At 61.9% G+C, this 23,351-nt stretch carries 17 protein-coding genes, 1 other RNA gene and 1 pseudogene; 7 read left to right on the forward strand and 12 right to left on the reverse strand.

Features of this window, described 5'->3' with window-relative positions:
* Window positions 1-60: 60 nt before the first annotated feature.
* Window positions 61-891: a Crp/Fnr family transcriptional regulator gene (locus LAN70_18405; protein MBZ5513125.1), complete on the forward strand. Its 831-nt coding sequence runs from the start codon at window positions 61-63 to the stop codon at window positions 889-891.
* A gap of 36 nt (window positions 892-927) precedes the next feature.
* Here LAN70_18405 and LAN70_18410 read toward each other — a convergent pair whose 3' ends face one another.
* From LAN70_18410 to rnpB, 7 genes are all read right to left on the reverse strand, one after another.
* Window positions 928-1,233, reverse strand: a complete 306-nt coding sequence (locus LAN70_18410) for a YciI family protein (protein ID MBZ5513126.1) — start codon at window positions 1,231-1,233, stop codon at window positions 928-930.
* Between the two features lie 402 nt (window positions 1,234-1,635).
* Complete coding sequence (locus LAN70_18415; protein MBZ5513127.1) at window positions 1,636-1,980, reverse strand: nitroreductase/quinone reductase family protein; 345 nt, start codon at window positions 1,978-1,980, stop codon at window positions 1,636-1,638.
* Window positions 1,981-1,992: 12 nt separating this feature from the next.
* The gene (locus tag LAN70_18420; protein MBZ5513128.1) at window positions 1,993-2,313 is read right to left on the reverse strand and encodes a carboxymuconolactone decarboxylase family protein; all 321 of its coding nucleotides are present in this window, start codon (window positions 2,311-2,313) and stop codon (window positions 1,993-1,995) included.
* Between the two features lie 101 nt (window positions 2,314-2,414).
* Window positions 2,415-3,410, reverse strand: coding sequence for an aldo/keto reductase (locus tag LAN70_18425; GenBank protein ID MBZ5513129.1), 996 nt, complete (start codon window positions 3,408-3,410; stop codon window positions 2,415-2,417).
* A gap of 31 nt (window positions 3,411-3,441) precedes the next feature.
* Window positions 3,442-4,449, reverse strand: a complete 1,008-nt coding sequence (locus tag LAN70_18430; protein ID MBZ5513130.1) for an AraC family transcriptional regulator — start codon at window positions 4,447-4,449, stop codon at window positions 3,442-3,444.
* A gap of 4 nt (window positions 4,450-4,453) precedes the next feature.
* Window positions 4,454-5,512, reverse strand: a complete 1,059-nt coding sequence (locus LAN70_18435; protein ID MBZ5513131.1) for an NAD(P)-dependent alcohol dehydrogenase — start codon at window positions 5,510-5,512, stop codon at window positions 4,454-4,456.
* Window positions 5,513-5,766: 254 nt separating this feature from the next.
* Window positions 5,767-6,155: RNase P RNA component class A (rnpB, locus tag LAN70_18440), an RNA gene on the reverse strand.
* Between the two features lie 102 nt (window positions 6,156-6,257).
* On the opposite strand from rnpB, the gene LAN70_18445 reads away from it, so the two are divergent.
* From LAN70_18445 to LAN70_18465, 5 genes are all read left to right on the forward strand, one after another.
* The gene (locus LAN70_18445; GenBank protein ID MBZ5513132.1) at window positions 6,258-7,487 is read left to right on the forward strand and encodes an ABC transporter permease; all 1,230 of its coding nucleotides are present in this window, start codon (window positions 6,258-6,260) and stop codon (window positions 7,485-7,487) included.
* Window positions 7,488-8,750, forward strand: a complete 1,263-nt coding sequence (locus LAN70_18450) for an ABC transporter permease (protein MBZ5513133.1) — start codon at window positions 7,488-7,490, stop codon at window positions 8,748-8,750.
* Window positions 8,751-8,872: 122 nt separating this feature from the next.
* Entirely contained in the window at window positions 8,873-10,051 is a 1,179-nt protein-coding gene (gene hpnI / locus LAN70_18455) for a bacteriohopanetetrol glucosamine biosynthesis glycosyltransferase HpnI (protein ID MBZ5513134.1), read from the forward strand.
* Between the two features lie 205 nt (window positions 10,052-10,256).
* Window positions 10,257-11,462 (forward strand): cation:proton antiporter, encoded by a 1,206-nt coding sequence (locus LAN70_18460; GenBank protein ID MBZ5513135.1) that lies wholly within the window; start codon window positions 10,257-10,259, stop codon window positions 11,460-11,462.
* A gap of 13 nt (window positions 11,463-11,475) precedes the next feature.
* A complete protein-coding gene (locus tag LAN70_18465) occupies window positions 11,476-11,916 on the forward strand; it encodes a universal stress protein (GenBank protein ID MBZ5513136.1) in 441 nt (146 codons plus the stop codon).
* Window positions 11,917-11,976: 60 nt separating this feature from the next.
* On the opposite strand, the gene LAN70_18470 is transcribed toward LAN70_18465, so the two are convergent.
* The 5 genes and pseudogenes from LAN70_18470 to LAN70_18490 form a co-directional block, all read right to left on the reverse strand.
* Window positions 11,977-14,322, reverse strand: coding sequence for a PAS domain S-box protein (locus LAN70_18470; protein ID MBZ5513137.1), 2,346 nt, complete (start codon window positions 14,320-14,322; stop codon window positions 11,977-11,979).
* Between the two features lie 9 nt (window positions 14,323-14,331).
* Complete coding sequence (locus tag LAN70_18475; GenBank protein MBZ5513138.1) at window positions 14,332-14,784, reverse strand: response regulator; 453 nt, start codon at window positions 14,782-14,784, stop codon at window positions 14,332-14,334.
* Window positions 14,757-18,161 carry a PAS domain S-box protein gene (locus LAN70_18480; protein MBZ5513139.1) on the reverse strand — a complete coding sequence of 1,135 codons (3,405 nt, stop codon included), beginning with the start codon at window positions 18,159-18,161 and terminating at the stop codon, window positions 14,757-14,759. The genes LAN70_18475 and LAN70_18480 overlap by 28 nt, the downstream gene beginning before the upstream one ends.
* 277 nt (window positions 18,162-18,438) lie before the next feature.
* Window positions 18,439-19,875, reverse strand: coding sequence for a 4Fe-4S binding protein (locus LAN70_18485; protein MBZ5513140.1), 1,437 nt, complete (start codon window positions 19,873-19,875; stop codon window positions 18,439-18,441).
* A 159-nt stretch (window positions 19,876-20,034) separates the two neighbouring features.
* Window positions 20,035-21,996: pseudogene (locus LAN70_18490) on the reverse strand (2-oxoacid:acceptor oxidoreductase family protein).
* Between the two features lie 466 nt (window positions 21,997-22,462).
* Here LAN70_18490 and LAN70_18495 point away from each other — a divergent pair.
* On the forward strand, window positions 22,463-23,329 hold the full coding sequence (locus LAN70_18495; protein MBZ5513141.1) for an amidohydrolase family protein: 867 nt from the start codon (window positions 22,463-22,465) through the stop codon (window positions 23,327-23,329).
* The last annotated feature ends 22 nt before the right edge of the window (window positions 23,330-23,351 follow it).

The raw sequence follows: 23,351 nt of genomic DNA on the forward strand, positions 1-23,351 counted from the left end.
ATATGGGGTTGAGCCAGCATGACTTCGAGGTTGTGCGGCGCAGCCCTATGGAGGGTGTCTATGGCTACTTCGCGCGACCATGCAGCCAGCCGGCGTGCACGCCAGGCTGAGCCCACGACAGCCACGGTATTCGGCGTCTTGACTCAAAGCATTGCCAACGAGCTGGAAGCGATCAGTTTTCCCATCCATTACCCGGATGCCGCCAAGCTGTTTACCGAAGGGGAGCCGGCGCGTGGCATCTTCATTCTCCAGAGCGGCCGGGTCAAGCTCTACTTCACCTCGGTTGACGGCAGGACCCTGATCTTACGAATGGCCAAGGCGGGCGACGTGCTCGGTCTTCCCGGAACACTTTCCGGAAGACAGTACGAATTGACGGCCGAGACCATGGGCCCTTGCCAACTGGCTTTCATCAAGCGGGATCCCTTCTTGCGTTTAATGAACAATTGCCGGGAGATCAGCATGGGAGTTGCCCGGCAGCTCACCTCCAGTTACATCAGCGCCTGTCACGAGATCCGTTGTCTGGGCCTGTCGCAATCTTCCGGTGAAAAATTGGCCCTGTTGCTGTTGGATTGGCCGATGAGCGCCGGTGACACGGCCTCGCGGATCAAGTTTGCCTTCCGGCACGAAGAGGTGGCGCAGATGATCGGGATTTCGCGCGAAACCGTCAGCCGCCTTTTCGTCGAGTTCAAGAAAAGAAAGCTCGCGGAGTTGGATGGGTCCACGCTCTACATCCGCGACCGGCAACTCCTGCAATTGATTGCCGACGGCAAGACTCTGATCTCGCCCTTCATGGGCCGTCGTTCCGACGCCGCAGAAAAATCCCACCCTTCGCCGGAGCCAAGGGTGGGCGACGGTGATTCAGGCAGCCATTTCTATCCCGATGGCGTGTAAACGTTTAGCGCGAAACGACGGCGCGCCGATCGCAGTTCATTGTGCGCTTCGGATGGGAGTCGCGGCGTCCTCTCCAACCACCGTGGTCCACTCCCGGACCCTCCATCGCTTCACCACGCCGCTGGTCACATAAGGATCAGCCCGGGCAAACTTCTCCGCGACCTCGGGCGAGTCGCCCTTGAACAGCAGCACGGCGCCGTCCACCGGATTGGCCAGCGCGCCTCCCAGGACAAGTTCACCGCGCTCGCTTGCCTTCCATGCCTTGTCGAGGTGCGCATCGCGAAATTCCGCGCGCCTGGAAACGTAGTCCTCACCCACCTCGTAAAACAACAAGTAGTGCATTGCAGTGCCTCGATCCTTTTACGTCTGCGGTTTGGCAACTCCGATTGTCATTCTCCGTCAGATGATTCTCTGGGTGCGTCCAAAGGCTAAATGAAAGCCCTCCACCTCGTGTCGCGAAGTGGAGGGCACAGTGGCAGCCGGACCTGTAAGTTGAATTATATAACGCCAATCTGGCCCAAGTTATTGTCGGACCGGAAGATAGTGTCCAAACACCGCGATTTCAGCGGCTTGTGGAGATTCTGCTCAGTCTCGCCATTGCCCTCCAGTCCGCCTGGAACCTTACAAACCGGACACTAAATGGACACCAAAGTCCCTCACCAAAAACTCCAAGCAACAGTATTTCCCAGTACCAATCCGGCGAAACTTCCTCCAATCCGACTTCGGAGGCGTGATGACGCACGATCAGCGCGTTTGGGCGATAACTGCTACGTCGAGCTTCGAATAAAGATTCACGCCGCTGGTCCCATACTTGCCGCGGAATTTCTCGACCGCGGACTTCACCTGCGTGGCGTCAGTGACAGCAAAAACCTTAAGTTGACTCTGTGCACCCCCAGCATCAATCCGAATTGAGGGGTTCTTGAGCACGTTCTTGTACCACTGTGTGTCCGATCCCTTCACCGGCAAGAGGTACAGCTTCCCGTCATCCCACACGAACCAGATTGGCAGTGAGATGGTGCGTCCTGACTTTCTGCCGGTCACGGTAATCGTGATTTCGCGATCTCCTCTGTACCTAACTCTTAGCTTGATAGCCCCCGGCTTTCATGCCTTCGAGAACACCTCTTTTGCGACCATGATGGCGCTCATTGCATTGGGCCAGCCTGAATAAAACGCCAGGTGCGTAATGACCTCAAGCAATTCTTCCTTCTTGACTCCATTCTGCACGGCATAACTCAGGTGAAACCGCAACTGATCCGGACGATTCATCGCAATCAGCGCCGCCACGGTTGCGAGACTACGGTCGCGCTTGGAGAGCTCCAGGCGCTCCCATACTTCTCCGAAAAGCACACGATCGGTCAGATCGACCAGCTTGGGCGCGAAGTCACCAATCATCTTCTGGGCTGGGGACGGCTCTTTACTCATGCTTATTACTCCTTCCAAATACGATCACTCGGACATCCTGTGTCACGGGACGGTGATGACCACCCGACCGCTTTACCTCGCCTTTCGTTATCCGTTGTTGCTCAGCGGCCCACCAACTTCTGCAGTTCTTCGGGGTAACGAGCACCTTGCACCGCGATCTTTGAGGCTGCGGTTTCCAGCTGCCGGAGATCCTCGCGCGTAAGTTCGACGGCAGCGGCTCCGATGTTCTCTTCGAGTCGATGCAGCTTCGTCGTACCCGGGATCGGAACGATCCACGGCTTCTGCGCTAGCAGCCATGCGAGAGCAATCTGGGCAGGCGTCGCCTTTTTCTGTTGCGCGAACTTGCCAATCAGATCAACCAACGCCTGATTCGTTTTACGGTTCTCCGGCGTAAAGCGAGGAACAATGTTGCGGAAGTCAGTCTTGTCGAACTGCGTGTCTTCGCTGATCTTGCCGGTGAGGAAGCCCTTGCCCAACGGGCTGAATGGAACGAACCCGATGCCGAGTTTCTCGAGGGTCGGTATGACTTCGGCCTCAGGTTCTCTCCACCAAAGTGAGTATTCGCTCTGGAGTGCCGCGACGGGCTGGACGGCGTGTGCGCGACGCGTCGTTTGAACTCCTGCTTCAGAAAGTCCGAAGTGCTTCACCTTGCCTTGCTGGATTAGATCCTTCACCGCTCCCGCGACGTCCTCGATAGGGACGTTCGGGTCAACACGATGCTGGTAGAACAGATCGATGACATCGGTCTTGAGGCGCTTGAGCGAGCCCTCGGCGACCTCTTTGATGTGTTCCGGACGACTGTCCAGACCGCTCCAGCGCGTTCCACCATTGGGATCAGGCTTGAAGCCGAACTTGGTGGCGATCACCACCTGGTCACGAACTGGAGCCAGCGCTTCGCCTACGAGTTCTTCGTTGGTGAAAGGACCGTAAACTTCGGCGGTGTCGAAGAACGTTACGCCACGTTCGACGGCAGACCGAATCAGGGAGATCATCTCTTTTTTGTCCGCAGCCGGACCATAACCGAAGCTCATTCCCATGCAGCCGAGCCCGATGACCGATACCTCTAAGTTGCTTTTTCCAAGTTTGCGCTTTTGCATTGTTTCTCCTTACAAATCGAATTGGTCCCGGTTACGATGCCGCCCTTGCACGCTGTTGTTCGCGCCATCGAGCGGGTGGAACTCCCTCCCAAGTGCGGAAAGCGCGAACGAAGGAGTTTCCGTCCTCATATCCGAGAAGGTAGGCGGCTTCATTCAATTCGAGGACCGAGTTATTAAGATAGTGGCGAGCAAGCTGGTGACGGGCTTCTTCGAGAACGCGCTGGAAGCTGGATCCATCGTCTTGCAAGCGTCGCTGCAAGGTACGGGAACTGATATGTAGCGCATCGGCGATGTCCTCGATGGTGGGGCGGCGGCCAGTGAGTCTCTGTTGTATCGCTATACGGACGCGTTCGATAAAGTTCTCGTCCCCGTTTTCCTCCTTCAGCTCTTCATCAAACTGCGGTGCAAGTAATCCCAGGAGCTCGGCGTTACGCGTGACGAACGGGCGATTGGCGTCCGTGGCGCGAAAAATGATAGCGTTGCGCGGAGCCGCGCAGACGACAGGGCAGCCGAAGTGACGCTCGATAGTCTTCACGTGGGCACGAGGTTGTACGAACTCCACGCGAAGCGGCGAAATACGCGTCCCCGTGCCGAGGCGAGCGGTCGAGAGCACCCAGGCGAAGCAGCATTCGATCAGCACCGGAGGCTCCACCTCATGCGCGAGAAGCCAACGGAACTGGATGCTCCACTCTCCGCCGTTCACTTCCTGCAGAATCTCTTCAGGGCAGGTGAGCTGCTTATAGCGAGCCATTTGGTCCATGGCTGAGCCGAAGTTCTCTGACGAGAGAGCGGCGAGACCGATTGGGTGAAATCGCTCGACCTTCGTTTCTGTGCCGAGCAGGAGCCCGATGGAAAGGTCTGTGCTGACCTCGCCCACGGCACACCAAAGCGCAAAGAGTTCTTCCGTGTTGAGAAGCACACGGGGTTGATTGATAAATGTCTGGGGGAGCCCGGCTCTGCGCAGGACCGTACGGGCACGGACCCCAAGTTCTTCCAATCGTTGAAAAGTACTGCCCGAGAAGCGAAAGTGCTTATTCATCGGTTTACTCGGATTTGAGAGAAGCCATATCGATGGAAAAGCGGTACTTCACATCGGACTTGAGCAGTCTCTCGTAGGCTTCGTTAACCCTCTGGATCGGGATGACTTCGACATCGGCGGTGATGTTGTGCTTCCCGCAGAAATCGAGCATCTCCTGAGTTTCGGCGATGCCGCCGATGTTTGAGCCTGAAAAACTGCGACGGCGCATAATCAGGCCGAAGGCAGAAACACAGAGGGGCTTCGCCGGGGCGCCGACAATAGTAAGGTTGCCGTCGCGGCGGAGCAGGTTGATATAGGCGTTGATGTCATGGTCCGCGGAAACGGCGTCGAGGATGAAATCGAAGCTTTCGGTGTGCCTTTGCATCTCGTCGGCATTGCGGGAGACGACGACTGCGTCGGCGCCGAGACGAAGTGCGTCTTCCTTTTTGTTCGGTGAAGTCGTGAAGACAACGACCTGGGTTCCGAGCGCATGCGCAAACTTTACGGCCATGTGGCCCAATCCGCCTAGCCCAACCACGCCAACTTTCTTGCCCTTGGTGACACCCCAGCGGCGCATGGGCGAGTAGGTTGTGATTCCAGCGCAGAGCAGAGGAGCGGCTCCGGCGAGGTTCAGATTCGATGGGACACGCAGGACGAACCTCTGGTCCACGACAATGCTCTCGGAGTAACCGCCATAGGTCACGCCTCCGAGGTGCTTGTCCGGCATATTAAAGGTGAGCGTGAGATTCGGGCAGAACTGCTCAAGGTTAGCCCGACACTCTGGACACGTGCCGTCCGAGTCCACCAGGCAGCCAACCGCGGCGAGATCGCCGGGCTTAAATTTGGTAACGGCGGAGCCGACCTTGGTCACGCGGCCGACAATCTCATGGCCCGGAACAATCGGGTACACAGTGGGCATGAATTCGCTCCACTCATTACGCACCGAGTGAAGATCAGAGTGGCAAATACCGCAGAACAGGATTTCGATCTGTACGTCGTGTTCGGTTGGTTCGCGCCTCGGGATCGTGGTAAAGGCAAGCGGCGAAGTCGTGCTGGCAGCGGAGTAAGCTTTGGCGTTCTGCATGTATTTAATTTAGATGTTCGCCGAGTGTTACGATATGCAAAACATGCCATTATGCATGCAAAATGCGCCAGCAATCTGCGCGAATGCTCACGCATCCGTGTATTACTGGCGGATTACGCTAGGGCTTTATCGGAGGCGCGTACCCGTGACGTCGCGCCAACTACTCAGCTACGCCCTGCCGGACCGAGAATTCTATTCTCGTAACATGGACACTAAGGCGATGGAGTGGAAATAACTTGCTTGAAATCAGTAAGTTGGCAGCCGAACTTTGTAAGCCGAATTCTGTCCGCCCTTGCGGGTGGGACGGTCATTCCTCTGCGCCGGACATCGCTGCCCGGCTGTAGCGACCTACCCGGAACTCATCCGCGCCGAGCCGGCACGTGCCGGGATTGCTCCCGGACTGGTCCCCTATTTGGTCTTGCTCCGTGTGGGGTTTGCCCTGCCCCGTTTATTACTAAACGGGCGGTGCGCTCTTACCGCACCTTTTCACCCTTACCGATTGCTCGGCGGTATGTTTTCTGTGGCACTTTCCGTCGACTGGTCTTGAAACCAGCCTCCCGGACGTTATCCGGCACACTGCTCTGCGGAGTTCGGACTTTCCTCTGCCGCCGGTGAAGGCGACAGCGACCGTCCGGTCCGGCTGCCAACTTCCTCATTATATTCGATCCGCAGCCGCCAAGCCCGATTCATTCCAGCCGCCTGCCTCCCACATCTATTCATCTAGTATCCTGATACCTGCTCCCGCATGAACACCAGCGAAGGCATCCGCATCGCCCTGCACTCCTTGTGGGCCAACAAGCTGCGCTCCACGCTGACGCTGCTGGGCGTCGTCATTGGCGTGGCGGCGGTGATTGCCGTGGTGACCTTCGTCAACGGCATCAACGGCTACGTGGCCACCAAGATCTTCAACCTGGGCGCGGACGTGTTCATCGTCAGCAAGGTCTCGCCGCTTATAACCAGCATTGATCAGTTGATCGAGGGCGAGAAGCGCAAGGACTTCACGCTCGACGACTACGAGGCCGTGCTCGCCGGATGCACGCACTGCAAGTACGTCGGCGCCAGCATCTACAACCTGAACGGCAAGGTCAAGTACGCGGACCAGTCCAGCAGCGACACCTTGGTCCGGGGCTTGACCCCGAGCATGGCGCCGATTCTCGACCTGGACATCGTGGCCGGGCGCATGCTCAACGACGTTGATCTCAGAAATGCTTCGCGCGTCGCCATCATCGGCCAGGACATCGTGGAGAAGCTGATGCCCGGCCTGGACCCGATCGGCCGCGAAATCCGCATTGACGGCGAGATGTACACCGTGATCGGGCTGGGCAAGAAGGAGGGCAAGACGCTGGGCCAGAGCCGCGACAACTACGTCCTGATCCCGGTGACGGCCTGGATGAGGAAGTACGGGTCGCACAACAGCATCCGCATTGTCGCGAAATCGGCGGGGCTGGGACCGCAGTTCGAAATCGCCATGGACGAGGCGCGCGCCATCATGCGCTCGCGCCGCCACGACCTGCCGGGCGCGCCCGACTCCTTCGCCGTCGAAACCAACGCCAGCTTTCTCGGCATCTGGTCCAACATCAGCGGCAGCTTCTTCATCGCCATGATCGCCATTGCCGCCATTTCCTTGGTCGTCGGCGGCATCGTCATCATGAACATCATGCTGGTGTCGGTGACCGAGCGCACCCGCGAGATCGGCATCCGCAAGGCGCTGGGCGCGCGCCGCAACGACGTGCTGCGCCAGTTCCTGATCGAGTCGAGCACGATGGCGATTGTCGGTGGCTTTTTCGGCATCGGCCTCGGCGTGCTGATCGCAAAAACCGTGACCTTGTTGATCGGCATGCCGTCGGTCATCAAGCTGTGGGCGATCGCTGCCGGCTTACTGGTTTCGGCGAGCGTGGGAATTTTCTTCGGCGTGTATCCGGCCAAGCGCGCGGCCAGCCTGGACCCGATCGTCGCCCTGAGGTCCGAACAGTAAATGATTCAGAGTCGCGATTACGGCGTGATCGTGCGCATGGCTTGGGAGACGATCCGCAAAAACAAGCTGCGCTCGGGACTGACCATCCTGGGCGTGGTGATTGGCGTCGCCGTGGTCATCGCCATTTCTTCCGTGGTGCGCGGCCTCAACGACAACGTCACCGGGGCCATCCAGTCCATGGGCTCCAACATCATCGTTGCCTACCACCAGGAGCCCTTCATCTTCGGCCGCATTCCCGACGAGATGCGCAAGCGCAAGGAACTGACCCGCGAGGACGCGCTGGCCATGCGCGACCTGCCGCACGTGCAGAACGTCACCGCCGGCGTGCGCTTCTTCATGCGCCAGTTCGGCACCGGCACCTACGTCGTGAAGTACAACGGTCAGAAGGCGAAGAACGTGATTCTCGAGGGCGACATGGCCAGCGCCCGCATCGTGTACGACCTGCCGATCTCGCAAGGGCGCTGGTTCGATGAATTCGACGACCAGCACCGCACCCCGGTCATTAACCTGGGCGCGGAAACCGCCCAGACACTGTTCCCCGAAGGCAATCCGGTCGGCAAGGAGATCAACATCGAGGGACAGTTGTTTCGTGTCATCGGCGTCATGGACCCGGTGAAGAGCGCGTTTGCCGGCGGCAAGAACCCCGACGACAACATCGTGCGTTTTCCGCTAAGCACCTTCCGCAAGCTGCATCCCGAGATCAAGGACCACTGGATCAGCGTGAAGGCCACCTCGCATGAGGACATGCCGAAGGCGATTGACGAGATGCGGCAACTCTTGCGGCGGCGCCGTCACGTCCCGCCCAACGCGCCCGACAATTTCGCCATCCTGACGCAGGATTCCCTGTCCGATGTCTGGAACCAGGTGACCGGCGCGGTGTTCGTTTTCATGTTTGCGGTGTCGAGCGTGGGGCTGATCGTGGGCGGGGTCGGAGTGATGAACATCATGCTGGTCTCGGTCACCGAGCGCACCCGTGAGATCGGGGTGCGCAAGGCGATGGGCGCGCGCAAACGCGACATCCTGCTGCAATTCACTCTCGAGGCGGTGACCTTGACGGCCCTGGGCGGCCTGCTCGGCGTGCTGCTGGGGGCGGCGCTCACTTACCTGGTGCGCGTGATCTGGTCGTCCCTGCCGGCCCGGATGTCGGTGTTCTGGACCATGACCGGTTTCTGGATTGCTTGCGCCACCGGGTTGGTGTTCGGCATCTATCCGGCATGGAAGGCGTCGAATCTTGATCCCATTGAGGCGCTCCGATACGAGTAGAATGCGCCCATTGGTGGGAATTCACTGACAGGGGCCGCGAGCCATCTGCTACTCTGTCCTGTCGTTGTGCGACGCCATTGCGTTCGCAAAGAGGGGAGTGAGCGCCGGGCGCGCGAGCTTGGATGTTGCAGAACCTGGTCCACTTTGTCGAAGTGATCGCGCTGCTGGCCGCCGCCGCCGGCTGCGGGTACTACCTGCTTTGTCTGTGGAGCGCGCGCCGCTTCCTGCGTGACAGCCGCCGTTCCCCCGCGCCTCACTGGACTCCGCCCATCTCGATCCTGAAGCCGCTGCGCGGCACCGATCCCGATCTGTACGGCAGCTTCCGCAGCCATTGCCTGCAGGATTATCCCCAGTACGAACTGATTTTCGGCGTCAGCGATCCCGATGATCCGGCCGCGCAACTGGTCGAGCGGCTGCAAGCCGAGTTCCCGCAGCATGACATTCGGCTGATGGTCTGCCCCAAGGTGCTGGGGACGAATTTGAAGGTCAGCAACCTGGTGCAAATGTTGCCGCAGGCGCGCCATGAATACCTGATCGTCAACGACAGCGACATTCGTGTCGATCCCGACTACCTGCGCCGGGTGGTGCAGGAATTCGCCGACCCTCACGTCGGCATGGTGACCTGCCTGTATCGCGGCATCGCCGGCAAGACGCTGGGATCGAAGCTGGAGAGCATCGGGATCAGCACCGATTTCAGCGCGGGCGTTCTGGCCGCGCGCCAGATCGAAGGCATCCGCTTCGCGCTCGGCTCCACGCTGGCGTTCCCTCGCAAGGTGCTGCATGCGATCGGCGGTTTCGGGCCGCTGGTGGATTACCTGGCCGACGATTTTGAGCTGGGCGCGCGCGTCGCGAAGGCCGGATTTGAGGTTCGCCTCTCCGATGTCGTGGTCGACCATCATCTGCCGGATTACGGCGTGCGCGGCTTTCTCCAGCATCAACTGCGCTGGGCGCGCAGTACGCGCGACTCGCGCCGCTGGGGTTACACCGGAATTGGCCTGACCTTCGGCCTGCCGTGGGCTTTGCTGGCGCTGCTGCTGTCCGGCGGCGCCGCCTGGGCCTGGGGCGTGCTCGCCGTGGCCGCCGCGCTGCGCCTCACCATGGCGATGGTCGTCGGCAGAAAAATCCTGCATGACGATGACGTTCCCCGCTTGCTGGCGCTGCTGCCGCTGCGCGACGTCGTCGCCTTGGCAGTCTGGATCGCCAGCTTTGCCGGCCACACCGTGGCTTGGCGCGGCGACGAATTCATTCTGGAAAAGGGAAAACTTCGCCCCATACGGCAGTGGCCCGTGGTGAGCGGATAGGGGCCAGTCCGCCAAAGAACGATGTCGCGGAATCCAATTGACTCGCCATCGCATCTTCCTGTAATGAATCTGGTAACGGCGAAGGAGTTCGCCGCATAACCGCTGTCCCACCTCATGCCGGGACAGATGATGACTCCTGACGGGAATCCTTGTCGCGGAGTCATGTGCCCGGCAACGATCCTGCAATCCAGCTTTGGAGCGAGTCATGGAGAGCGTGTGGCTTTTAGCAGCGGTTTGGGTCGGCTTGGCGGTAGTTTCCACTCTGCTGGGCAATTGGCTCAAAATTTCTGTTGCCCTGACTGAAATCGTCGTCGGCACGATGGCCCAACTCGTGATCGTGTCGTTGGTGGTGAAGTCGGGGTTGGCGGGCAGCACTGGATGGATCAGCTTTCTCGCTGGCACGGGCGCAATCGTTCTTACCTTTCTGGCCGGGGCGGAACTCGATCCGGCCATTTTCCGCGCCAAGTGGAAAGAGGCGTCGGCCGTGGGCTTGGTCGGCTTTTTCGGACCGTTCCTCGGCTGTACGGCCATCGCGCACTACCTCTTGCACTGGAGTGCCCGCTCCAGTTGGCTGGCGGGCGTGGCGCTTTCCACGACGTCGGTCGCGGTTGTCTACGCGGTCATGTTGGAGCTGGGCTTCAACAAGACTAATTTCGGCAAAGCGATTCTCGCAGCCTGCTTCGTCAATGACCTCGGGACCGTGATTGCTCTCGGACTGATTTTTTCGCCGTTCACGATTCGTACGCTGATCTTTGTGGTCGTCAGCGTGGCCGTGTTCGCCGTCCTGCCGATGGTCACTCCCAAATTTTTCCGCCGCTATGGCGGGCGCGTATCCGAGATTGAAGCCAAGTATTTATTGTTGGTGCTCTTCGCCATGGGCGCTTTAGCGTCGTGGGCAGGGAGCGAGGCTGTGCTTCCGGCCTACATCATCGGAATGATCCTGGCCGGAACGGTCGGCAAGGATCACGCGCTCATCCGCAGGCTGCGGACGCTGACCTTCGGGCTGCTGACGCCGTTCTACTTCATCCGGGCTGGTTCGTTTGTGTCCGTACCTGCTCTGATCGCAGCCCCGTTGATTTTCGTGGCCTTGTTCTTCGCCAAGATGCTGTCAAAGATCACCGGTTTGCTGCCTACCGTGAAGGCATTTAAGTATCAGCGCGAGGAAGGTCTGTATTACACGCTGATGATGTCCACCGGTCTGACGTTTGGTACGATTTCTTCGCTCTTCGGCCTGAATCACGGCATCATCGACCAGGGGCAGTATTCGTTTCTTGTTGCCACGGTCATCGGCAGCGCCGTCGTTCCGACGATGATCGCCAATGCGTTCTTCATGCCGCGGCATCTGTTGCCGCGCAAGCACGAGGAACAGGTGGGGTCCGTTCCTCAGGTGTCGGCCTCTACGGCGGACTAGATTGGGGAGGCAAATGACTGGACGAAGGCAGAATCCGCACTTCCGCAAGATCATGGTTGGATACGACGGGTCCGCGCAGGCGGACAAGGCCGTGGATGTCGCGCTTTCGCTGGCCGAGTCGCTCGATTGCACCGTCCTGATCTTTGCTGTCGCTCGCCCTCCCGAACCTGCCACGTCAGTCGAGATGGAAGCGGTGCTCGATGACGCGCGAGAACACTACGAGGAAGGTTTTAAGAAGATTCTCGAAAAGGCCAAGGGCCACGATTTGGAAATTACCACGGACATTGCTGTGGGCCACCCGGCAGAACAGATCGTGCATCGGGCGGAACAAGACGAAGTGGACCTGATCATCCTGGGGCGACGAGGAATGTCGCGGTTCGAGAAATGGCTGCTGGGTTCGGTATCGGAGCGCGTACTCCGGTACGCGCACTGCCCGGTGATGGTCGTCCGCTGACCCGTGGGCCGGTTCGGATCGGAATCGCGGCTCCCCAGCTTTGTGCTGGGCCGCGCGCCACTACTTCGCCTCCGCCAGCGGCAGCGATTCTGCTTCGCCAGACGCGGGCACGGCCTGGTCCAGCACTTCACGAACCTTGCCGGCCAGTGCCGTTAAGGTGAACGGCTTCGGGAGAAATCCCGACGTGGCCTCAACCCCGTGATGCCCGACCGTGGACTCGGTGTAGCCGGAAATGTAGATCACCTTGGTGCCCGGCCGCAGCTCGCGCACGCGCATGCCCAGCTCTGCCCCGCTCATGCCCGGCATGATCACGTCGGTAATCAGCAGGTGGATCTTCCCCGCGAAGTGTTCCAGCACGTGCAGCGCGTCGGCGCCGTCTTTCCCCTGCAGGACGGTGTAGCCGCGCGAGGCTAGATATTCGCAGGTGGATTCGCGCACCGCTTCCTCGTCTTCCACCATCAGGATGGTCTCCGACCCCCGCGGCGGGGGCGCGGTCGGCCGCTCGTCCTGGTTCTGGTCCGCCACCGCTTCGGCGCGCGGCAGGTACACCTTGAACACCGTCCCACGATCCACTTCGCTGTACACCCATATGAACCCGCCGCTCTGTTTCACGATGCCGTACACCGTCGGCAGTCCCAGCCCGGTTCCCTTGTCCTGCTCCTTGGTGGTAAAGAACGGCTCGAAAATGTGCGGCAGAATGTCAGCAGGAATTCCGCAACCTGTGTCGCTGACCGTCAGCATGACATGCTCGCCCGGTGAGACTCCCACGTGCTTGCGCGCGTAGTCGTCGTCCAGGTGCGCGTTCGACGTCTCCAGCACCAGTTGTCCGCCACGCGGCATGGCATCGCGCGCGTTGACCGCCAGGTTCATGATGACCTGCCCGATTTGCACCGGATCGGCCTTCACCTTCCACAACGAGGCGCCGGGCCGGATTTCCACCTGGATGTCCTCCCCAATCAGTCGCGGCAGCATCCGCCCGATATCGGCCAGCACGCTGTTCAGGTCCATGATGCGGGGCGCTAACACCTGCTTGCGGCTGAACGCCAGCAGTTGCTGCGTCAACCCGGCCGCCCGCCGCGCCGCTTTCTGGATCTCCTCTGCCTGGCGCTGCGCCTTGGCGTTGCCCCCGATCGAGTCCGACAGCAGCTCGGCATAGCTGCTGATCACCATCAGCAGGTTGTTGAAATCGTGCGCCACGCCTCCCGCCAACTGCCCCACCGCGTCCATCTTTTGCGAGTGCAGCAGTTGCTGCTCCAGCCCGCGCCGTTCGGTAATGTCGCGATCGTTGGAGATGAAGTTGCGGATCTGGCCGCGCTCGTCGACGATGGGCGTAACCGTTTTCTCCGCCCAGTACAGCTCCCCGTTTTTCTTCCGGTTCACCAGTTCGCCCCGGAAGACCTTGCCCGACAGCAGGGTGGCCCACATGCGTCCATAGAACGCCCGGTCCTGGCGCCCCGATTTCAGGATGCGCGGCGTTCTCCCCACTGTCTCTTCCCGCGTGTACCCGGTCAGCGTTTCGAACGACGGGTTCACGTACTCAATCACTCCGTTCCGATCTGTCATCACCACGATGTCGGCCGACTGCTCCACCGCGCTCCATAGCTTGCGGAATTCGGCTTCCGCCTGTCGCCGCTCGGTGATGTCGCGCTCGTTGACCACAATGGCTCCGACGGCCGGATCATTGAGCCGGTTCGTGGCCGTGCTTTCCAGCACCCGCCACGTGCCTTCTTTGTGACGCCGGCGGTATTCGACCCGCAGCGGTATCCCCGGGGATTTCAACAGGGCGGAAAACACCCGCCGAACCGACTCCACATCCTCTGGGTGGATGTGGTCGAAAGCGCATGTCTCCACCATTTCTTCCGGCGCGAAGCCCATCATCCGCTGCACGGAGTGGCTCACGTAAACGATCGTGCCCAGCGCATCCAGCAGTGCGATTGCGTCCGAGCTGTTCTCCACCAGGGCACGAAACCGCTGCTCGCTGGCATAGAGCGCTCGCCGCGCCACCCGCACCGCCTCGTGTTCCTTGCTCAGCGTCAGCGCATAGCGCACCGCCGCTGCCAGCGACTGCGCATTGAGCTTCGATTTCAGCAGGTAGTCGGTCGCGCCCGCCTTCATCGCCTGCACCGCGACCTCTTCGTCTCCCTGCCCGGTCAGAAAAATCACCGGCGCCGCCGCGTCGCGGTTCTTCAGCTCCCGCAAGACCTCCAGCCCATCCTTGTCCCCCAGACGATAATCGACGATGCACAGGTCAGGAGGGTGATCGTTCGCCATCCGCATCGCCGCATCGGCCGTCGACGCCCGCTCCACATCCGCTTCGCCGGAACTCTTCTTCAACAGTTGGCGGATATGCAGGAAATCGTCCTCGTCGTCCTCCACCACCAGGAACTGCAGCGTCTCCGTGCTCATCATGGTCCCCTACGTCGGCAACTCCACCACCTCAAACCAGTACCGCCCCACCGCCTTCATCGCATCCACCATCCCCTGGAACGTCACCGGCTTGGTGATGAACGAATTCACTCCCAGATCATAGGAGCGCACCACGTCCTCTTCCGCCCGCGACGTGGTCAGCACCACCACCGGGATGTGGCGCAGCTTCGGGTCCGACTTGATCTCCCGCAGCGCCTCCCGCCCGTCCATGCGTGGCATGTTCAGGTCCAGCAGGATCAGCGACGGCTCGGGCGCTTTCTCGGGGTTCGAAAAATCGTCTTGATGGCGCAGGTAGTGCATCAGATCTACGCCGTCCTTCACCCGTTTGATTTCGTTCAGCAACCGGTTCCCTTTCAGCGCCTGCGCCGTCAGGAAGTAATCGTCGTCATCATCTTCGACGAGCAGGATTCGGACTAGCTCGCCGCCTTTTCCGTTAACCATGGCTCTTTCCTCTCTTGTAATTCGACCTGCACCTGCGGCGCGGCGGGCAGCGTCACCACGAACGTGCTGCCCTCGCCCGGCGCGCTGTGCGCGGTGATCGTGCCTTCATGCCGCGCCACCACCTTGCGGCAGATCGCCAGCCCCATGCCGCTGCCTTCGTACTCAGTCCGCCCATGCAGCCGCTGGAACGGGCGGAAGATCCGGTCGAGATATTTCTCCTCGAACCCAATCCCGTTGTCGCGCACGCTGATCTCGCTCCAACCGCGCCCGGTGGTCCGGCCTTCGATCACCACGTGGGGCCTGGTACCGGGCCGCTGGAACTTGAGTGCGTTGCCCACCAGGTTCTGCACCAGTTGTCGCACCTGCATCGGGTCGGCCATCACTTGCGGCATGGCCGCGACCTCGATCCGGGCATGCGATTTCGCGATCCGCTCTTCCATGTCCGCCACCACCCCGAAGACCACGGCCAACATGTCCACCAGTTGGAAGGGCAGGGCCCGCGTCGCCACCCGCGAGTACTCCAGCAGCGCATCGATCAGCCCCGACATGCGCTGCGCCGCGTTCTGCATCCGCGCCAGGAAATCCCGCCCCAGATCGTCCAGCTTGTCTCCGCTGTGCTCTTTCAGGTGCTCGCCGAACGCCAGCACCTTGCGTAACGGCTCCTGCAGATCGTGCGACGCGATGGAAGCGAAGTCCTGCAGCTCGGCGTTGCTGCGCTCCAGTTCCTCCATGTTGCGTTGTGCTTCCGACTCTGCCCGTTTTTGTTTCGTGACGTCCCGCGCCGCCGCGAATACGCCTTTTATCTCCCCCGCTTCGCTGCGGAACAGGGTGGCGTTGTACAGGACGTCGATAACCTGGCCCGAAATGTGCCGGATGGCGAGCGCGTAGTCCTGCACCATGCCCTTCGCGAACACTTGCTGGTAGCCATCGCGCGCCTTCCTGGGTTCCGTGAAGTAGTCGCAAAAATCGCTGCCGATCAGCCGATCGCGCGCCACCTCGGTGATCGTTTCCGTCGCCCGGTTCACGTCCGTGATCTTCCCCTCGCGGCTGATGGTCACCAGGGGATCCAGACTGGCCTCGAGCAACGACCGCGCATAGTACTGCTGTTCCTGCAGCCGGCGCTCCGCCAGCTTCCTCTCCGTGATGTCGCGCGCCGCCGCGAATACGCCCTCCACTTCACCGTCCTGATTACGGAACACGGTGGCGTGGTAGAGCACGTCGGTGAGCCGGCCCGAACTGTGTCGGATGGCTAGCGGGTAGTCCCGAACAAACCCTTCCGCGAACACCTGCTGGTACCCGGCGCGGGCTTGCTCCGGCTCGGAGAAGTAATCGCAAAAATCGCTGCCGACCAGTTCCTCGCGGCTCACGCCGGTGACCGATACCGTCGCCCGGTTGACGTCCGTGACTTTCCCCTCGCGGCTGATGGTCACCAGCGGATCCAGGCTGGCCTCAATTAGCGACCGGGTATAGAACTGCTGCTGCGCCAAGCGGCGTGCCGTGTGCTTGCGATCCGTAATATCGCGCGCAATGCTGGATGCGCCGGTGATCCGCCCGCCGGGATCGTGGATGGGCGATACCGTAACCGACACATCACATCGTGTTCCGTCTTTCCGCAGCCGTACCGTCTCGTAGTGCTCAACCGTCTCACCCCCTCGAATGCGTTCCAGGATCCGCTCGACTTCGTCGCCCTGCTCGGGCGCGGCAAGTCGCGCCACCGGCTGGCCCACCATCTCCTCGGCCGTATAGCCGTAGATCTTCTCCGCCCCGCGATTCCAACTGAGAATCCTTCCTTCCATATCCTTGCTGTAGATCGCGTCCTCGGAGGACTCTACGATTGCCGCCAGGTAGCGCATCCGGTGCTCGGCCTGCTCGCGTTCGGCGCGCATGCGCAGCATGCGGATGCCGTACCCCAGGTCCTGCGCCAGCTCGGCCAGCAGCTTCAGTTCTTCGCCCTGGAAAGCTCCTTTTTGCGTGGAATAAATGGTCAGCCCTGCCGGCAGGCTCTCGCCGATATCGACCGGCAGGCACACGGAGGAGTGAAAGCTCTTGCTCAGCGCCCGCTCCCGCCACGGACCAAAGCGCGGATCGGTGGAGGCGTCGTCGAGAGTCACGGTCTTCCCGGTTCGTATCGCCGTTCCCGTCGGTCCTCGCCCGCGCTCCTCGTCGGCCCAGGTCACCAGCCCGGGCGTGAGATAGTCCTTCGCGACGCCCTCAGCCGCCACCGCCCGCACCGTCTTGGCTTCGTCCTGCTGCGGATGCCCCACCCACGCCAGCGCGTATCCGCACTGCTCCACCAGGATGCGGCACACTCCCTCCAGCAGGGACTGCTCGTCCGGCGCGTGGAGCAATAGCTGGTTGCAGTCGCTGAGCGCGCGCAAGGCCCGGTTCATTCGCTGCAGTTCCCTTTCGGCTTGCCGGCGCTGCTCGATCTCGGCCGCGAGTTGGAGGTTGCTCGCCGCCGTCGCGCGCGCCTGCCGCCGCGCCATCTGCGCCAGCGCGATGGCGCCAGCCGCCAGCAGCGAGATCACCAGTCCCAGCGCCAGCGTCACCTCCGGGGACGAGCTGTAGATCTTGACTGGATACCTGCGCTCCGCGTCGAGCGCCTGCCACAGCAGGGCGGAGGCGCTTGCCAAGCCGGTAAGGACCACATAAGCCAGCCAGCCGGGCGCCGCTCCCGCCTTCGTGGCCGCCCAGGCCAGCGCCCCATTGCCTATCCCCAGGATCACCAGCGATACCGCGGTCAGCAGCGCCATCGGCGTGGAGGCGATCCAGGTGTAGGCGGTCGCCAGGGAGATGGCGTATCCCAGCAGGGCGGCCAGCCCCAGCACCGCGACCGCCGATCCCAACAAGCCGATGAGCGGCGCGCGCAGAGCAAAGCGCCATCGGCCATTGGCCAATGCCAACGCTGCGCCAGCCGCGATGAAACAAAGGGCGGTGTTCGGCGCCATGCCTCCCGGGTGGGAAAAGCCGGGCAGGTACGCCCGGCAGAGCAACTGGTCAATGCCGAAATCCACGTTGGCCAGGTACTGCAGTTCGACCGCGGCGGCGATCGCTGCCACCACAATGCCGATCCACAGCCCCATCCGCGGCCACCGTGCCAGCACGGCCAGGACCGAAATACCGCTCAGGAAGAACAACAGGGCGGTGTTGTGCACCATCGGCATGGAGCCGGCTGGGTAGGTCAGCCAAGGAACCAGGTGAAGATGCCAGGCCAGCATGTCCAGTACGCCGACGACACAGCAGAACAGCGCGGCGGAGGCGGCCATCCATTCGGCCCGTGACCAGCGGCGAAGCAATCTGAAGAACGACATCGCGTCCGCCTCGGCGCTGCCGCTACCAGGCTGGACATCGGCGTTACCGTCAGGAGCGGCGCTCATGGATTCACTCGGCGTGGCGAAGTTAGTACCGACTCACGCTAGCACGCGGTGGCGCGGGCAGCGCAGAAGAGCGCCTGCGCCGTACCACGCCAAATCCCGGAAAGACCCGCGGTTTCACATCGGAACGCCGAAGCATCGCCACGATTGTTGTGCACATCCGCCTTGTGCCGCCGCAGTTCTTCTTTTGTATTGGTCGTCGGAAGGGGGCTACAGCGACAATAAAATGCCGCCCCACTCGGGACGGCATTCCTAATCGCTATTCGCTAATTGCTAATCGCTACTTCAGTCCGGCCAACTCCTGCAGTCTCCGCCAATTCTCCAAGCGGTCCTGCTGCGCCGCCTTGATGGCCTCGTCGGGATTGCCGTCGGCGTCGAAGTGCCGCGAGAATCGGCCCTCCGTCTTGGCGAAGCTGATGAAGTCCACGGTCTGGTTGTTCCGCGGATCCACGTACCAGTCTTCTTTCACCGCCGGGTTGCCCGCCAGGCTCAGCCGCTCGCGGAACTTCTCGCCCTTGCGCGGATCGTAAACCAGCAGCGGAAACGCCCTCGACTCCACCGCCAGCTTTTCCTGCAGCATCGAACGGTCGTCGGCCACTCCGTGCTCCGGTTGGCAGGTGGTATAGGCAATCACCACCGCCGGCCCGGGATACTCGTTGGCCGCCATGATCGTCTTGTAGAAGTGGCTGGGATTGCCGGCGATGGTCTGCGCCACGAAGGCGTTGGGGTGCATCATCATGATCTGCGCCATTTCCTTGCGATGCTCCGTTTTTCCCCCGGGGTTCGCTTTGCCCACCGCCGCCATCTTGGCATCCTGCCCGGTAAAGGTGGACGTCGAAGCCTGCCCGCCGGTGTTGGAGTACACCTGCGTGTCCAGCACCAGCACCTTGATGTCCATGCCCGAGGCCAGCATCCGGCTCAGCGACTGGAACCCGATGTCGTACATGGCGCCGTCGCCGCCCAGGCACCACAGTTTGTACTCGTCGTGGCCTTCCTGGTGCCAGCGCAAACGGATACCCATCGCGTCCGCCGGCGCGTTCTCGAACAGCGAGTTCGTCCACGGCACCGTGTACGGGTTGAACGGATAGGTCGAACCGTACACGCTGTTGCACCCGGTCGCGCCTACGATGCCGATCTTGTCCGCCCCATAGACGAACCCGGTGGCCGCCAACATTAGCCGTATGGCCGTCGCTTCGCCGCAGCCCATGCACGATCCGGCGCCGCCCACGAACAGTTGCGAGCGGTGTGCCAGCATCATGTCGCCCAGCGCCTTCTCGTTCAGCAGCCGGGCCGGCGTTTCCGGCAGGTGATGATAGAGGTCCATCATCAAATCCATCCGGCTGACGTTTCCATTCTTCGGCTTCATCGCCAGCGCCTTGTGGCTGCCGCAGGCCACCACGCACTCGCCGCAGCCCTTGCACTTGTCGGGGTCCACGAAGATGCTGAACAGCCCGCCCTGCTCGCCTTTCTTTTCCGGAATCGCCCAGTACTTCTGCGTCTTGACGAACTCCGCCTGCAACTCCGCCCGCATGGCCGCGATCTCGACCTTCGCCAACTGCTCCTGCAGTGCCTCCGGCTCCACCACCTTGCCCAGGATGGCGGTGTCCGGGCAGGCGCTTACGCACTCCATGCAGCCCACGCAATTTGCCGCTACCAGTTCGGGGATGTCGGGCGCCAGGGTGCGGAAGCTGCGCCGCATGGCGCTGGCCGCCGGCATGAAGCTGCGACCCAGGTATTCGTCGGCGGCCAGGTCGCTTTCCTTGCCGCGGGCGTAGTTGCCGATCACGTGCTCGCAAAAGTCCGCCTCCACCACCTCCGGTTGCGCCGTCGGGATGTCCGCGACCTGGAACTTGTACGATTTCTCCGCTGCCAGTTCCACGTCCTCGGCCGGCGGCGTAATCAGCGCCACTTCCTCATATCCGCGCCGCGCCGCGTTGATGTTGTCGTCCACCACCGACCCGCCGCGCTTGCCGAAGTACTTGGTCAAAGTCGTACGCAGCAAGCCGAACAGTTTCTCCGCGTCCAGTCCGGCCTTCGCCGCAAACGGCGTCAGCTTCAGGAACGCGCCCAGCAGCACGATGCCCTGCATGCGGATCTGCAGGTCCGCCCGCGTGGCGCACTCGCGCGCGATCTTCTGCGCGTCCAGCGCGTACAGCTTCAGCTTGCGCTCGCGGATCGTCTGGCGCGCCTTCAGCGGCAGGCTACGCCACACCTGGTCTTCGTTGTGCGGCAGGGTTGATTGCAGGTAGATCGCGCCCTCCGGCCTCAGTCCCGCCAGCGGGTCGCCGCTCCGGAACGCGTTCTGGTCCTGGATGGCGACAAAGTCCACCAGGTTCAGCTCCGCGTGCATCCGGATCACCTCCGGCGCCAGCGTCAAGTAGTAATTTGTCGGCAGGCCCTTCTTTTCCGAGCCGTACTTGGGGAACGCCTGCGCGTACAGGTTGAACAGATCGCTCGCCACCGCCGCGATCACCTTATTAGTAGTCACCGACCCAAACCCGCCCACCGAGTGCCCGCGTAGCGAGAACGCCCCTTCGGGCCGCACGTCCGGATCGACGGTGATTTCCAGCGCGTCCGGGTGCCTCACGCCCAGCACGAATGAGCGTTTGCCGCCGCCGTTCACCATGTTGTATGCCGCCGCCACGAAGTGTCCCGGACGCAGGTCGCGCCCGCCCAAGCCCGCCACGCCCGAATAAATTTCCGGGATGTGCCGGATGCGGTCGCCGCTGGTGCCCATGTGCGCATCCGCCAGCGCCGCCTTCACCTCCACCGACAGCGGGTTCGACTCCATCAGCGGGACGTCGCAGCGCTCGATCACCGCCGCCGCCTTCACGTGTTGCAGGGCCAGCGCCAGCTCCCACGAGGGGAACGGCCGGAAGCTCACCACCGTGATCGCGCCGATGTTCATGCCCTGGCTGCGCAGGTAATCCACGGTCGCTTCCGCCGTGTCCATCATCGAGCCCATGCCGATGAGGGCGTACTCCGCGCCTTCCATCCGGTATCGCTTCAGGAAATCGTAGCGCCGCCCGGTCAGCTTGCCGTAATCCTCGAAGGCGTTCGACAGCGCCGGCGACACCCGGTCGTAGAAGTAGCGCTGCGCCACCTTGCCCTTCATGTAGCTGTCCTGGTTCTGCACGCAGCCGGTGAGCACCGGCTTGGCCGGGTCGAACAGCTTGCGCAGCCGCAGCTTGGGATCGCCGATGAAGTCCTTCATCAGCTCTTCTTCCGGCAGCCGGATCGTTTCCAGCGTGTGCGTCGTCAGGAACCCGTCCTGGATGTTCATGAACGGCGTTTCGCTGTCCTCGGCGGCGCGCCGCGCGATGATCGCCAGGTCGGCGGCTTCCTGCGCGTTGCGGTTGAACAGCATGCCCCAGCCCACGTCGGCCACGCCCATCACGTCGTCATGCCCGGCGTGCACGTTCAGCGAATGCGAGGTCAGCGCCCGCGCTCCAATGTGAAACACCACCGGCAGCCGCTTGCCGCTGATCACGTACAGCACTTCCTTCATCAGGATCAGCCCCTGCCCGGAGGTGAAGTTGGTCACCCGTCCGCCGGCCAGCGCGAACCCTTCGCACGCCGACGCCGAGCTGTGCTCCGATTCCGGCTCCAGGAACACCACCGGCTCGCCCCACAGGTTCTTCGTCCCGTTGGCGAACTCCACCGCGAAGCCATCGCCCATCGGCGTCGAGGGCGTAATCGGATACGCGCACGCGCCCTGCGAGATGTGGCTCTCCACCCACACCACCGCGCCCGATCCGTCGGTCGTCGTGACCACGCCCGGATAGCGGACGCCCTTGGTCGCCTCGGCCGGTTTTTTGATTTCGATCGCTGTTGCCATTTCGTCCTCTCTTCTCGCGCGCACACGAGGGCACGCTGTCGCCTGGAAAGGGTGCTTATGAATTCGTATGAGTAGTGCCGGGCCGGTCTCCTGCCATCTTTGGATTCTGCCTGGATGCCCTCCGCCGGAGCATTGCCGTCACCTCGCAGAAGTGAAGGCGACGGACCATCCGTCATGGGCGCCTGCGGGGTCCCCAACAAGCGCCGCTTTTGCGCTTGATGGGGTGCCCAAGCGTCCCCTTCACCCCTGGCCTGAAGCGAGGCTTCAGTCCCATTATTCATGGTCGTCCTACCCCTACGGAGGGGCAGTGATAGGGGTCACCATCAGGGGTGATAGAACTCACTTCCGCGCGCCCCCGCCGGGTCTACTCTGGGCATGTAATCGTGGTTGTGTGGCGCACGTGCCCTCGCGTGTGCCCTGCGGTTGAGCTTCGATAGGACTGGCGGCTTTTGCCGCTGAGGTACCTGTGCTCGCATCTGGCAACTCGGGTCTCGCAACTCTCCCCGCCATCGATGTTCTTTTTCACCCTAGCGCACGCCCCGCCGCCGGCCCCTGCCCGCTGCTTCCGCCCACCGACGCCGCCATGGACGCCGCCGGAATCGCCCGCGTGCTGGTTTCGCAATGCAAGCGGTGGTCCTGCGAGCGCCAGTGGATGTGCGTGGACACTCGCCTGGATGATGTCCTGCGCTACACCGCGTCCTCGCCGCGCTTCATCGGCCTTGCCGGCTACAATCCTTTCGACATCGCCGAAAGCTTCCGCGAAATCGAGTTCGCCGTCACCACCCATGCGTTCCGCGGCGCCTACCTGCATGCCGACAGCTTCCGCCTGCCGCTCACCGACGCACGCCTGTACCCGCTGTTCGCCAAGGCCGCCGAACTTGGCGTACCCGTACTGCTTCAATCTTCCCCGGTTCCCAGCGGCGATCTCGACCGCGTGACCGCCGATTTTCCGGATCTTTCCCTCGTCCTGGCGCAGGCCCGCCCGCAGTTGGCGGACCTCACCGCCATCGCCGCCGCCTGCGAAAACGTCTACTTCGCCCTCGACCCCGGCGCCCTGGTCCACCTCATCCACCAATGGACCGCGCTCGCCGTCGCCCACGACGAATCCAGTTCAAGATTTCTGTCGGAAGTTTTTCAACAGCGATGTATGTGGGGCAGCGCCTCGCTGGATTGGTGTGACGCCCTGCGCTCCGTCAATTCCTTGCCCTTGCTGCCCGAAACCCGCGCCTGTTTCCTCCGCCGCAATGCCGAGCGCGTCTTCGCACTCGATCAGCCCGCCGCGTCGCGCACCCCGCGTTCCGCCCTCACCGAAGTCCTCGCCGCCGAACGCTGACTCCTGACTACTGACTACTGAC

The sequence above is a fragment of the Terriglobia bacterium genome (assembly GCA_020072845.1).
Taxonomy (GTDB): Bacteria; Acidobacteriota; Terriglobia; order Terriglobales; family Acidobacteriaceae; genus JAIQGF01.